Below are 12,969 nucleotides of genomic sequence, written 5' to 3'. Positions count from 1 at the left end.
GTGTGCATGTGGAGGAACGCTTGTTCGCACGAAGGCATCACCTGGGGCTCGGAGGACTGGCGGTCCTCTGCGCCTTCAGCGCCCAGGCCCAGAGCACCATTCCGGGCATCGAATTGGAGCGCCTGCAGCTCAACCCCGGCATGCGCGACAGCCTCGTGCTGTCCACCGGCGACCTGCTCCCCGAGGGCCAGTTCCGCATCGGGTTGACCGCGCACTACGAGAACCGGCCCCTCGTCCTCGTGGAGAACGACGAGCGGCAGGCCGACATCGTCTCGAACCGCGTGACGACGCACATCAGCGCGGCATACTCGCTCACGAACTGGCTGGAGCTGGGCGCCCAGGTGCCCATCGTCGCCCAGTGGGGACCGGAGACCAAGGGCGTCGGCGTGTCCCGTCCCACCACCAGCGCGCTGGGCACGCCGTGGGTCCAGGCCCGCGTGGGCTTCCTGTCCGAGAGCCGGGGCGGGCCGCTGGATCTGGGCCTGCACCTGGGCGTGGCCCTGCCCCTGGGCAGCAAGGCCGCCCTCACCCGCGACGAGGGCTTCACCTTCTCCCCGCGCCTGGGCGCCGGCAAGCAGCTGGGCGGCACCTTCCGCGTGGGCGCGGACGTCGGCGCGCTCGTGCGCACGAAGACGTACGCGCTGACGCCGCAGACGCAGCCCTACCTGGACGAGATGGGCGTGGAGCTCAACGGCGGCGTCAACCTGTCCGCCGGCCTCTGGGGCCTGCGCGAAGAGGTCATCGTGCGCGGCACGATTCCCACCCAGGACTCGCCCAGCTCGCTGGAGGCGCTCCTGGGCCTGCGCGTCCCCACCGCGGACGGCACCGAGGTGTACGTCATGGGCGGCCCGGGCTTTGGCCAGACGCCGGGCACGCCGCGCTTCCGCGTGCTCGCCGGTGTGTCCTTCGGCACGCCGCCCGCGCCCAAGGGCCCCGTCTGTATCGCGGGCCAGCCGCACGTGGCCGCCGAGTGTCCCGACCTGGATGCCGACGGCGACGGCGTGAAGAACCGCGACGACGCGTGCCCCACGACGGCGGGCCTCGCGCAGCTCCAGGGCTGCCCGGACAAGGACGACGACCAGGACGGCATCCCCAATCTTCAGGACCAGTGCCCCACGCAGGCGGAGAACAAGAACGGCTTCCAGGACGAGGACGGCTGCCCGGACGACCCCGACTCCGACGGGGACGGCATCGTGGACTCCAAGGACCAGTGCCCCAAGGAGCCGGAGACGTTCAACCGCTACAAGGACCAGGACGGCTGCCCGGACGTGGAACCGGACCGCGACGGTGACGGCATCGTGGACCGCCTGGACAACTGCCCCGACGAGCCCGGCACCGAGGCCAACGGCGGCTGCAAGGAGGCGCCTGTCGCGCGCATCGACTCCGGCAGCATCCGCATCATGGAGGCCGTGTTCTTCGAGAACAACAAGGCCGTCATCCAGAAGCGCAGCAACGCGGTGCTCGACAAGGTCGCGTCCATCCTCGTGTCCCATCCGGACATCGAGAAGGTGCGCGTGGAGGGCCACACCGACAACACCGGCAAGGCCGACTACAACCTGGACCTGTCCCAGCGGCGCGCCGAGGCGGTGGTGGACTACCTCGTGAGCAAGGGCGTGCAGCGCGAGCGGTTGGAGGCGAAGGGCTACGGGCCCACGCAGCCCATCGCGGACAACGCGAAGGCGGACGGCCGCGCGAAGAACCGCCGCGTCGAGTTCAAGATCGTCGGAGAGGCCGATGGCGTGCAGACGGCGCCGGCCTCCTCCTCTTCCCCCGACACCCTTCGGAAGTAAGGCAGACCGTTCATGCTCAAGACCCTGATGCATTCCCTCCGGGGAGATTCATCCCGCATGGCCCTGCGCACGGGCCTGCACATGCTGGCCCTGTGTTCGCTGTTCCTCCTCGCCGGCTGCGAGGCGCGCTCCTCCACTGCGGAGCCCGTGCTCACGAGCCAGTCCTCCGCGCTCGTGGGGGACGGCAAGCTCCAGCCCGGCGAGCAGTGCGATGACGGCAACACGGTGAGCGGGGACGGCTGCTCGTCCACCGGCACCGTGGAGGCGGGCTACCTGTGCCACGTGCCCGGCAACGCGTGCTCGCTGGCCAGCCTGTGCGGCAACAACACGGTGAACCCCGGCGAGCTGTGCGACGACGGCAACACCACCAACGACGGCAACGGCTGTTCGGCCACGTGTGACTTGTCGCTGTGTGGCAACGGCACGTTCGACAACCGGCAGTACCCGTCCTACGCGCAGGAGGTCTGCGACGACGGCAACCGCTTCGAGGGCGACGGCTGCAGCCGCCAGTGCGAGGTGGAGCCCGGCTTCGCCTGCGCGGGCAGCCCCAGCCGCTGCGTGAGGGCGGGCGTGGCCGTGTTCAACACCGGCGTGGACGCGCAGAACCGCCGCCTGCCCACGGGCGCGGTGGATCCGCACTGGTTCTACGCCGGCACCACCACCGGCGCGGACACCGGCGTGCGCAACGCGAACGACTGGCCGCTGGAGATGCAGACCGCGCGCTTCATGGCGCCCCAGGGCGCGCAGACGTGCGTGTACCAGGACTTCCTCATCCCCTCGACGACGAACATCTCCCAGTTCCGCCTGCGCCTGGCCACCTTCAATGACAACCAGTTCGACGGCGCGCGGGTGAACGGCGTGGCCATCACGCCCGTCACCGTGAGCGAGCCGCCCGGCCAGCCCTGGCAGAAGAACATCTTCCGCGAGTTCGGCACCCAGGCGGCCTGGCACCCGGGCCTCAACCGCATCGAGCTGTGCAACGAGAACTCCGCCAGCCCGCCGAACGCCTTCCGCTACCTCTTCGTGGACGCCTACGACGACCGCTGCGGGGACGGCGCCATCTCCCCGCGCGAGGAGTGCGACGACGGCAACACCGCCAACAACGACGGTTGCAGCGCCACCTGCGGCATCGAGCCCGGCTACGGCTGCGCCGGCGCGCCCAGCACCTGCGCCCAGACGTGCGGCAACGGCAACCTGAACCCCGGCGAGCAGTGCGACGACGGCAACACCACCGCCAACGACGGCTGCAACGCCAGCTGCCGCGTGGAGGATGGTTATGCCTGCCCCGCGCCGGGCCAGGCCTGCGTGGCGTCCTGCGGCAACGGCGTCATCAACGCGGGTGAGCAGTGCGACGACGGCAACGTGTTCAGCTCGGATGGCTGCTCCGCGGCGTGCCGCATCGAGACGGGCTACTCCTGCAACGGCGCCCCGTCCGTCTGCGCCCCGCTGTGCGGCAACGGCGTCATCAACGCCGGTGAGCTGTGCGACGACGGCAACACGAACCTGAACGACGGCTGCTCCAACGCCTGCACCCTGGAGCTGGGCTACGCGTGCGCCACGCCGGGCCAGCCCTGCGCCCAGACGTGCGGCAACGGCAACATGGACCCGGGCGAGCAGTGCGATGACGGCAACCTGGCCTCCGGTGACGGCTGCGCCACCGAGTGCCGCGTGGAGGACGGCTACGCCTGCTCCACGCCGTCCAATGGCCCCTCCGTGTGCGCCCAGTCGTGCGGCAACGGCACCGTGGACGTGAACGAGACCTGCGACGACGCGGACCAGGCGTCCGGCGACGGCTGCTCCAACGGCTGCCGCGTGGAGCCGGGCTACAGCTGCTCGGGTCAGCCCAGCACCTGCGCCACCCTCTGCGGCGACGGCATCCGCGCGGGCGCCGAGGCGTGCGACGACGGCAATGCGGTGGCGGGCGACGGCTGCGACGCCACCTGCGCCGTGGAGCCGGGCTACAGCTGCCCCGTCCCTGGCACCGCGTGCCTCAACACCTGCGGCAACGGCACGGTGGACGTGGGCGAGACGTGCGACGACGGCAACACGGTGACGGGCGACGGCTGCAACGCCACCTGCGCCGTGGAGCCGGGCTACTCCTGCAACGGCGCGCCCAGCGCCTGCGGCACCACGTGCGGCGACGGCATCCGCGCGGGCGCCGAGGTGTGTGACGACGGCAACCTGGCGGGCGGCGACACCTGCTCGCCGCGCTGCCTGCTGGAGGTGGGCCAGGCGTGCACCGCGTCCAACGTCTGCGAGGCCTACTGCGACCCGGTCTCCCAGATGTGCGTGGCGGATGCGCCCGAGCCCGTGACGCCCGCTCCGGTCATCACCGGCCCCACGGCGAACAGCACGGTGACCACCGGCACGCCTCCCATCACCGGTACCAGCGAGCCTGGCGCGCAGGTGACGGTGCGCGAGGGCACCACCGTGGTCTGCACCGCCACGACGGACGCGAACGGCAACTGGACCTGCACGCCCACCACGCCGCTGGTGGACGGCCCGCATACGGTGACGGCCACGGCCAAGGGCCCCACGAGCGGCACCAGCTTCCCGTCCACCGCCGTCCCCTTCGTCGTGGACACGGAGGTCCCGGCCCCGGTCATCACCGGCCCGGCGGCGAACGCCACCGTGACCACCGGCACGCCCGCCATCACCGGCACCGGCGAGCCCGGCGCGCAGGTGACGGTGCGTGAAGGCACCACCGTCCTCTGCACCGCCACCGTGGACGCGGCCGGCAACTGGAGCTGCATCCCCACGACGCCGCTGACGGACGGTCCGCACTCCGTGACGGCCACGGCTGAATCGCCGGCGGGCGTCACCAGCCCTCCGTCCACCGCGGTCCCCTTCGTGGTGGACAGCGTGGTGCCGGACAACCAGGCCCCGGACACCTCCATCGTGAAGGGCCCGGAGCCGACCACCTCCAGCCGCACGGCGGACTTCGAGTACGCCTCCACGGAGGAGGGCTCCACGTTCGAGTGCAGCCTCGACGGTGGCGCCTGGGGGCCGTGCCGCGACAGCTACACGGTGGGCAACGGCGACCATGTCCTGCGCGTCCGCGCGGTGGATGGCAGCGGCAACACGGATGAGACCCCGGCGGAGTACACCTGGACGGTGGTGAACACGCGCGCCTTCGCGGGCGGCGGGTGCAGCACCGCGCCGGATGCCTCCTGGCTGGCCCTGCTGGGCCTGATGGGAGTGCCGAGACTGCGCCGCCGTCAGCGCCGCGCCGCATAGCGCGGCATCGATTGAGGAGCCCGCCGGAGGGGCTGGCCTACCCCCTTCCCGGGAGCGCCCCCTCGCTCCCTCCCATGGCGCCCTTCCGGCGGCGCTCCCGTGTCCCCCGGCCTTCCCCGTATGCTCCCGTCCGTGCCCGGGGCAGGTCATCAAGAGATGTACGAGGAGGAGGTCCTTCTCGCGCTGGACGAGGGGCTGCTGTCCTCCGAGGAGGCGGCCGCCCTGCGCGAGGAGGCCCTCCGCCTGAAACGCCGGCCCCTGGAGCTGCTCAAGGAGCGGGGCCGGCTGACGGAGGACACCCTGGACCTCTTGCGGCAGGACCTGGCTCGCGGCACGGACCGGGGGGAAGTCCCCGTCCAGGAGGCCGCCACGCTGTCCACGGCGGTGCCGTCCTCGCTGGCCGTGGAGGGCGTGCCCTCCTTTCCGGTGCCCGGGTGGGACCGCTACGAGCCCGTGCGCTTCCTGGGGCAGGGTGGCATGGGGCAGGTGTTCCTGGCCTACGACCCGCTCCTGCGCCGCAACGTGGCCCTCAAGTTCGTGCGCGACGGGGACCCGGAGCTGGCCCGCCGCTTCCTGTCCGAGGCCCGCGCCCAGGCCCGCGTGCGCCACGAGCGCGTGTGCGAGGTCTACGAAGTGGGCGAGGTGCGCGGGCACGCCTTCATCGCCATGCGCTACGTGGAGGGCCCGTCGCTGGGGCAACTCTCCAACTCGCTCACGCTGGAGCAGCGCGTCTGGGTGCTGTGCCAGGCCGCGGAGGGCGTGCACGCCGCGCACCGCGTGGGGCTGGTCCACCGCGACCTGAAGCCCGGCAACATCCTGGTGGAGCGCACGGAGGACGGAGGCTTCCTCCCCTTCGTGATGGACTTCGGCCTGGCGCGGGACTGGCGCGAGGACAGCACCACCCCGAACGCCGTGCTGGGCACGCCGCACTACATGCCGCCCGAGCAGGCCCGCGGTGAAGGCCACCGCCTGGACCGCCGCGCGGACGTCTACGCGCTGGGCGCGACACTGTATGCGCTGCTCACCGGGCAGCCCCCCTTCACCGGCGGGACGGAGAAGGAGGTGCTCGCGAAGCTCCAGTCGGAGCCGCCTCCGCGTCCGCGCGCGCTGGAGCCGGACATCCCGGAGGACCTGGAGGCCGTCGTCCTCAAGTGCCTGGAGAAGGAGCGGCCGCTCCGCTACGACTCCGTGCGCTCCTTCACGGACGACCTGGAGCGCTTCCTCTCCGGCGAGCCGGTGCGGGCCCGCCACGGCGCGCGCTACTGGCTGGCCAAGAAGGTCCGCAAGCACCGCGCGGCGCTGGCGCTGGGCGGCACGGTGGTGGCGGTGGTGGCCGGCGCGCTCACGCAGGCCCAGCTCGCGCGCGGCGAGGTGGCGGAACGCGAGCGGCTGGCCCGCGCCTTCACGGAGCGCGTGGAGCGCATCGAGTCCTCGGCGCGCTACTCCGCCCTGTCGCGCCTGCACGACACGCGCAAGGACCGCGAGGCGTTGCGCGCGAGCATGGCCGCGCTGGAGCAGGAGATTGCCCGCGCGGGTGAGCAGGCGGTGGGCCCCGGGGAGTACGCGCTGGGCCGCGCCCTGTTCGCGCTGGACGACCTGGATGGCGCGCGCGCGAGGCTGGAGTCCGCGTGGGCGCACGGCTACCGCGAGCCCCGCGTGGCGTGGGCGCTGGCGCAGACGCTGGGCCACCTCTACCGCGAGCAGCTGCTGCTGGACGTGGAGCGCCGTGCCCCCGCGCAGCGCGAGGCCCGCCTCAAGGAGTTGAACGGGCGCTACCGAGACCCCGCGCTCGCGTACCTGCGCCAGGCGGAGGGGCCGGAGGTCCCCGCGCCGCCGTCGTTCGTGAAGGCCCTGTTCGCCTTCTACGAGGACCGGCCGGAGGACGCGCTGGCGCTGCTGGACGCGCCGGGCACGCAGTCGCCTTGGTTCTACGAGGCGCCGCTCTTGCGCGGCGACATCCTGCTCGCGCGCGCCACGCGGCGCTGGAACGGCGGAGACCGCGCGGGCTCGCAGGCGGACCTGGCGCTGAGCCGCGAGGCGTACGCCGCCGCCGTCGCCACGGCGGAGAGCCAGCCCGGGGTGCACTCGGTGCTGGGGCGGCTGGAGCTGGCCGCGCTGGTGATGGAGCTGTACGGCGAGGGGAACATCCTGCCGCACTACGAGCGGGGCCTGGAGGCGCTGTCGCACGCGCTCGCCGCCGCGCCGGACCACGCCCGCTCGCTGGTGCTGGTGGCGCGCTTCCACCGCCGGCTCGCGGAGCAGCGCACGAACCAGGGCGGGGAGGGCGTGGAGGCGCTGCTGGAGAAGTCCCTGGCCGCGCTGCGCACCGCGGAAGGCGTGGCCACGCCGAGCGAACGCATCCCCCTGGAGCGGGCCCTGACGCATCGCCAGTGGGCGCGCTACCAGCAACTGCACGGAGAGGACCCGCGCGGGCAGTTGAAGCTCGCCATCGCCTCCTTCGAACAGCTGCGCCCGGAGGACCGCGACTACGCGTTCCACGCCAACCTGGGGCTCACGTGGCAGGGGCAGGCGGACGCGGAGGCCGCGCGCGGCGGAGACGTGCTGCCGCTGTTGGACAAGGCCATCGCCGAGTACCAGGCGGCGCTCCAACTGAGCGAGCAGCAGCCGTTCTCGTGGATCAACCTGGGCGTCGCGTACCGCAAGCGGGCGGACGCTCCGAACGCGCCGGATGCGACGGGTGACCTGCGCCGCGCGAACAGCGCGCTCACGCGGGCCCTGTCCCTCAACCCGGACAACTTCGGCGCGTGCTTCAACGGCGCGGAGGTGGCGGAGCAGCTCGCGCGAGCCCGCTACCTGAAGGGCGAGGACGTCAGTGTGGACCTGGAGCGCGCCCTGACGCTGTACCGGCAGGGGCTGGCGCTCAACGCGAAGCAGCCCGCGCTCCACAACGCGCTGGGCTCCGCGGTGTTCTGGCAGGCGGAGCTGCGCGCGGAGGAGGGCGGCGACACGAAGGCCCTGCTCGACGAGGCGAAGGCGTCCTTCGAGAAGGCCCGCGCCCTGGCGCCCACGCAGGGCTTCGCCTTCAACAACCTGGGCGAGTGGGAGGTCTTCCGCGCGGAGCTCCAACTCGCGAAGGGCGAGGACCCGAGCGCCGCGCTGCGCGCCGCGGTGGAGGACTACACGGAGGCGCTGAAGCGGCTGCCGGATGACGCGGATCTGCTGGCGAACCTGGGCAAGGCCTGGGTGCGCCACGCGGAGTGGACGCTGTCACAGGCGCGAGACCCGGCGGCGGACCTCACGAAGGCGGAGACCGCGCTGAACCGGGCCCGCGAGCAGAACCCGCGCCTGGGCAATGCCTGGCGCTACCTGGCGGAGGCCTCGGGCATCCGTGCACGCGGGATGGCGCGGGGCCGCGGCGCGGCGGACGGCGGGTTCACGCGCGCGGCGCAGGCCTTCGAGGAGGCGATGAGGCTCGACCCGAGGCTGGAGTACCGGCTCGCGGCGGCGCGGCTCCACGGCGCGTGGGCGCGGTGGCGCATCCAGGAAGGGCAGGACGCGGCGGCCGTGCTGGCGCGGGGGCTGGCGCTGGCCGACACGGTGGTGACGGCCCGTCCCCGGTGGAGCCATGCGCGCGAGGTGCGGGAGGGACTGCTGGCCCTCCGCACCGGGGCCCGTGCTCCGTCAGCGGAGCCCGTCGCTGGCACGCCCGTGCCCTGAGGCGCGGACCGTGAACACCGCGGCCCCGGACGCGCCATGGACATGGCGCGGTCCGGGGCTGACGTGTCCGTCGCTCAGATGGGGTCCTCCGGCGGGTCGCTGCTCACGTCGATGCCGCCGTTCTTCCGGTCCCGCTCCGTCGGATGGAGGGGCTCGGTGCTCCGGGCGCGCGTCCCATCGTCGATGACGGCGTTGAACTCGTAGAGCCGCTTCGGCGCCGTCATGGAGACGGTCAGCGGAGAGGTCGCCAGCGCGTGGGTCCCTCCGAGCTCGTACGGGTATGGGTTCGACGCGGAGACGGTGAGGCAGTTCCCGTCGGGGAACGTGATGGTGGCGGTGTAGGAGGCAGGGTAGCTGCCCAGGGAGAAGACGACCGTGTCGCCGTGCTTCACTTCGGGGCCGGGGCTGTAGCTGATGGGATCCGTGGAGAGGTCGACTGTGATGGTGGCCATAGGTCCGCACAGCATTGCAGTCCCTGTACCAACATTCATGTCTTGAAGATGTGCCCGGATGTTTCACGGCCACGGGCTCCCGGACGCGTCAATGACACGTCCAGGCCCGGGCGCTGACGTGTCCGGCGCCTACCGGCGCGCCTCCTTCGGCGGGTCGCTGGTCACGTCGATGCCGCCGTTCTTCCGGTCCCACTCGTGGCCCTTGCGGGCCTGGGACTCCTGGCCGTTGTTGAAGTCCACGTCGAAGGCATAGACCCCGCGCGGGGCCGTCAGGGCGACGGTCAGGGGCGCGGTCGCCATCGTCGCGCCTCCCAGCGTGTACGGGCCGGACGTGGTGAGACAGGTGCCGTTGGGGAACGTCACGGTGGCGGTGGCGTTGAGCGCGTTGCCCAACGTGAAGACCACCGCGTCGCCGTGCTTCACATCGGCGCTGGGGCTGTAGCTGACGGGGGTCGTGGAGACGTCGATGGTGATGGTGTTGGTGGGCATGGTGCCCGCCGCCATTGCAGACGCCGTACCAGCTTCAGCTCGCGTCCAATCCCAGCTCCCGCACGCGGCGATGGAGCGCGCGGCGGGAGACCTCCAGCTTCTGCACCATGCGGTCCAGGTCACCCTCGCACTCGTGGAAGCAGCGGGTGATCTCCTCCGGGCTCAGGTCGCGCGCGGTCCGCAGCAGCGAGCTCTTGTCGATGAGCACGTACACGGAGGAGCGCGGGATGCCCAGCCAGTCCGCCGTGGCCTTCAGGTCCCACGCGCAGGCGCGCAGGGCCTCCAGCACCTCCTGCTCGCTCACCTCCGAAGGCTTGCGCCGCGCGGGGGCGCGCGTCTCCGAAGGCGCGGGCGTGTCCTCCGAGGCAGGAGAGGGCGCGTGCTCGGACAGGGGGCGCCCGGGGATGGGCAGCGCGTCGGCGTCCAGCGACTGCTCCAGCCGCGCATCCACGCGCAGCCCGGGCAGGCCCCGGCTCCCAATCACGAGCTGCCGCGCCACGTTGCGCAGCTGGCGCACGTTGCCGGGCCACGCGGAGCGAACCAGCCGCGCGGCCAGCGACGCGGGCAGCCACGGCTCCGCGCGTGCGTCGGAGGAGCTCAGCCGCCCCGCCTCGCCCGTGGACTCCAGCTCCTGGCGCGCGAAGTGGAGGAACAGCGTCGCGATGTCCTCGCGGCGCTCGCGCAGCGGGGGCACGGTGATTTCGAAGCCCGCCAGCCGGTGCAGCAGCGGGGCCTTGAAGTGGCCGTCCTGGATGCGCGCCTCCAGGTCCGCGTCCGTGGCGGTGACGAGCCGCACGTCCACGCGGACCGGCGTCTGCGCGCCCACGGGGTAGACCTCCTGCGTCTCCAGCACGCGCAGGAGCGCCGCCTGGACCTCCGGAGGCGCCTCCGCCACTTCATCCAGGAAGAGCGTGCCGCCGTGGGCGGCGCGGAAGAAGCCCTCCCGGTCGCGCGCGGCGCCGGTGAACGCCCCCCGCACCACGCCGAACAGCTCCGCGGCGATGAGGTCCTTCGACAGGGCGCCCAGGTTGACGCTGACGAAGGGGCCCGCGCGGCGGGGGCTCCGCGCATGGAGCGCTCGCGCCACCAGCTCCTTGCCCGTGCCCGTCTCGCCCCGCACCAGCACGGGCACCTGGAGGTCGGCCACGCGCAGCACGTCCTCGCGCACGCGGACGATGCCCTCGCTGTCGCCCACCATGCCCAGCTCCGCCAGCTCCGCCTGGGCCCCCGCGCCGCGCACGGTGGCCTGGTGCAGCAGCAGCGCCACGCGTCCGGCGAGCACCAGCGGCACGCCCGCCACCAGCGCCTCCAGGGGGAACTCCCGCCCGCCGCGCACCGGCTCGTTGCCCACCCACACCGGCGTCCCGCCCTCCGGCACCCGCAGCCGCACGCTCCCGTCCGCCCCCGCCTCGAAGCGCACCGGCGTGCGGCTGAGGAACGGGTCCCCCAGGGGCAGCGCCAGCACCGCGCCCGGACGGCTGAAGTCCGGCGCGTTGCGCGACAGCGCCACCGCGCGCTCTCCGGACAGCAACCCGTCCAGCAGCAGCCGCTCCCCGATGCGCTGGGGCTGGGCATGGCCAATGAGCGTCAACGCCGGCATCACCTGGGCGACCTGGGAAGGCGTGCCCTGCGTGCGGACGGCGGTCGTGGAAAAATCCGTGGGGTTCTTGGGCGGCATGGACCTCCCCGGCAGCCTACAACGGGCTGGCTGCCCCGGGGCCTGGCAGGCGTCGTTCCCTCCGAACCGTCCCCCCGGCTGCCCGCACGGTGGGCATTGGCGGTAGGCGCGGAAGCCACGCCCGCGTCCCATCCGATGAATAGGTTTGTCACGCGTCCCGTGTGGATTTTCGAGAGAGAGCGCGACCTCCATGACTCCTTCGACCTCGAACATCACCGTCTTCGACGCCGTCCTCTTCGACCTGGATGGCGTGGTCATCGACACGACCGAGCTGCACTACCGCGTGTGGGAGGAGTTCGCCCGCGAGCGGGGCTACGTGCCCACGCGCGAGCAGTTGCTCGCCACCAACGGCCGGCGGGCCGGGGAGACGCTGCGCGCGTGGTTCGGAGCGGAGCTGGATGACGAGCAGGTGGCCGCGCTCACCGATGACCGGGAGCGGGCCTTCCACCGGCTGCTCGACCACGAGCCGGTGTCCCCCGTCCCTGGCGTGGGCGCCTACCTGATGTCGCTCAAGCAGGCGGGCGTGCCCTGGGCCCTGGGCACGAGCGCCCTGGCCCGGAACGCGGAGCGGGCCCTGGCGCGCGTGGGGCTGGAGCACCTGTTCCCCGTGCGGGTGACGTCCACGGATGTGTCGCGGGGCAAGCCGGATCCGGAGGTGTACCTCAAGGCCTCCGCCGCGCTGGGCGTCGCGCCGCACGCGTGCGTGGTGTTCGAGGACGCGGTGGCGGGGCTGCGGGCCGCGCGGGCCGCGGGCGCGGCGTGTGTCGCCGTCGCCACGTCGTTCCCGCGCGAGGTCCTGGTGCGCGAGCGGCCGGACTGGCTGGTGAGGGACTTCCGGGACCTGCCGCAGGCGCTGCGTCCCGGAAGCCACGGCTTCACGGGGCCGACGGCACCTCACCCGTGAGCACGCAGATGAGCGCGTCCGGGTCGCACTTCACGGGGAACAGCGGGTTGATGCCGGAGCCGCGCAGCCGGCCCGCGTCGTAGTCCGCGTACGGGTCGCACAGCGTGTCGTCCGGCAGCTTCGTCTTGCTGTTCTGGCACTTCACCACCGGCCAGATGCCCTTCACGGTGTACTCGGCGCTGCAGCCGTTCTCCGCGTAGACCAGGTCCGCGGTGAACTGCGTGCCCGGAATCTCCGGCGTGTTGTAGATGCGCAGGTTGCTCCACGCGTAGCCGAAGTCCTGCGCGGGCAGCGCGCCGCCGTCCGCCGCCGTGGACGCGGGCACCTCCAGCCGCGTGGGCGTCAGGTCCGGCACCGAGCAGAAGTGGTCCGCCCCCGGCGTCGCGGAAGCGAACGGGCCCACCGCGGTGGCGGTCGCCTTCGAGTCCTCGCTCAGCCGGGACGCGAAGTCCTCCAGCAGCTTGCCCAGGCGCGCGCTGCGCACGCCCACGGTGTCGGGCGCGGCCGGGTCTTCGCTGAAGAACTTCTGCAGCCCCAGCGGCTCCGGCTTGAGCCGGGCGCAGACGGTGTCCGGGTTCTGCCCGGGCTTGAGCTGATACGTCGCGGCGAACGAGCCGGTGGAGCCATCCGACACGGCGCGAGCCACGACGCACTCGGGCTCCGGTTCACTGCCGCAGGCGCCCACGGCGACGGCCGCCGCCGCGAGCCCTGCACTCACTGCCATCCAACGAAGCTTCATCG

At 72.7% G+C, this 12,969-nt stretch carries 8 protein-coding genes; 4 read left to right on the top strand and 4 right to left on the bottom strand.

Going from position 1 to position 12,969, the window contains the following annotated elements; genetic code table 11:
* Nucleotides 1-20: 20 nt before the first annotated feature.
* The 3 genes from JYJ93_RS38495 to JYJ93_RS38485 all read left to right on the top strand — a co-directional run bounded on the left by JYJ93_RS38495 (nt 21) and on the right by JYJ93_RS38485 (nt 8,705).
* Nucleotides 21-1,790 carry an OmpA family protein gene (locus JYJ93_RS38495; RefSeq protein WP_206799755.1) on the top strand — a complete coding sequence of 590 codons (1,770 nt, stop codon included), beginning with the start codon at nt 21-23 and terminating at the stop codon, nt 1,788-1,790.
* A gap of 57 nt (nt 1,791-1,847) precedes the next feature.
* Complete coding sequence (locus JYJ93_RS38490) at nt 1,848-5,027, top strand: DUF4215 domain-containing protein (RefSeq protein WP_206799753.1); 3,180 nt, start codon at nt 1,848-1,850, stop codon at nt 5,025-5,027.
* A 156-nt stretch (nt 5,028-5,183) separates the two neighbouring features.
* Nucleotides 5,184-8,705 carry a serine/threonine-protein kinase gene (locus tag JYJ93_RS38485; protein WP_242544090.1) on the top strand — a complete coding sequence of 1,174 codons (3,522 nt, stop codon included), beginning with the start codon at nt 5,184-5,186 and terminating at the stop codon, nt 8,703-8,705.
* A gap of 74 nt (nt 8,706-8,779) precedes the next feature.
* Here JYJ93_RS38485 and JYJ93_RS38480 read toward each other — a convergent pair whose 3' ends face one another.
* The 3 genes from JYJ93_RS38480 to JYJ93_RS38470 form a co-directional block, all read right to left on the bottom strand.
* Complete coding sequence (locus tag JYJ93_RS38480; RefSeq protein WP_242544089.1) at nt 8,780-9,157, bottom strand: hypothetical protein; 378 nt, start codon at nt 9,155-9,157, stop codon at nt 8,780-8,782.
* 129 nt (nt 9,158-9,286) lie between these two features.
* Nucleotides 9,287-9,646: a hypothetical protein gene (locus tag JYJ93_RS38475; RefSeq protein WP_206799748.1), complete on the bottom strand. Its 360-nt coding sequence runs from the start codon at nt 9,644-9,646 to the stop codon at nt 9,287-9,289.
* Between the two features lie 34 nt (nt 9,647-9,680).
* Nucleotides 9,681-11,324, bottom strand: a complete 1,644-nt coding sequence (locus JYJ93_RS38470; RefSeq protein WP_206799747.1) for a sigma-54 dependent transcriptional regulator — start codon at nt 11,322-11,324, stop codon at nt 9,681-9,683.
* A 190-nt stretch (nt 11,325-11,514) separates the two neighbouring features.
* Here JYJ93_RS38470 and JYJ93_RS38465 point away from each other — a divergent pair, with 190 nt between their 5' ends.
* Nucleotides 11,515-12,228, top strand: coding sequence for an HAD family phosphatase (locus tag JYJ93_RS38465; RefSeq protein ID WP_206799746.1), 714 nt, complete (start codon nt 11,515-11,517; stop codon nt 12,226-12,228).
* On the opposite strand, the gene JYJ93_RS38460 is transcribed toward JYJ93_RS38465, so the two are convergent.
* Nucleotides 12,200-12,952 carry a hypothetical protein gene (locus tag JYJ93_RS38460; protein WP_242544088.1) on the bottom strand — a complete coding sequence of 251 codons (753 nt, stop codon included), beginning with the start codon at nt 12,950-12,952 and terminating at the stop codon, nt 12,200-12,202. The genes JYJ93_RS38465 and JYJ93_RS38460 overlap by 29 nt on opposite strands.
* Between the last annotated feature and the right edge of the window lie 17 nt (nt 12,953-12,969).

It is taken from the genome of Corallococcus sp. NCSPR001 (genome assembly GCF_017309135.1).
Classification (GTDB): Bacteria; Myxococcota; Myxococcia; order Myxococcales; family Myxococcaceae; genus Corallococcus.
This window is presented reverse-complemented; position numbering and strand designations above follow the sequence as displayed.

What these genes read in the sequence shown, in the direction of transcription:
- JYJ93_RS38490 (WP_206799753.1), top strand. Translation starts at nt 1,848, where the DNA reads ATGGCCCTGCGCACGGGCCTGCACATGCTGGCCCTGTGTTCGCTGTTC.
- JYJ93_RS38485 (WP_242544090.1), top strand. Translation starts at nt 5,184, where the DNA reads ATGTACGAGGAGGAGGTCCTTCTCGCGCTGGACGAGGGGCTGCTGTCC.
- JYJ93_RS38480 (WP_242544089.1), bottom strand. Translation starts at nt 9,157, where the DNA reads ATGGCCACCATCACAGTCGACCTCTCCACGGATCCCATCAGCTACAGC.
- JYJ93_RS38475 (WP_206799748.1), bottom strand. Translation starts at nt 9,646, where the DNA reads ATGCCCACCAACACCATCACCATCGACGTCTCCACGACCCCCGTCAGC.
- JYJ93_RS38470 (WP_206799747.1), bottom strand. Translation starts at nt 11,324, where the DNA reads ATGCCGCCCAAGAACCCCACGGATTTTTCCACGACCGCCGTCCGCACG.
- JYJ93_RS38465 (WP_206799746.1), top strand. Translation starts at nt 11,515, where the DNA reads ATGACTCCTTCGACCTCGAACATCACCGTCTTCGACGCCGTCCTCTTC.
- JYJ93_RS38460 (WP_242544088.1), bottom strand. Translation starts at nt 12,952, where the DNA reads ATGGCAGTGAGTGCAGGGCTCGCGGCGGCGGCCGTCGCCGTGGGCGCC.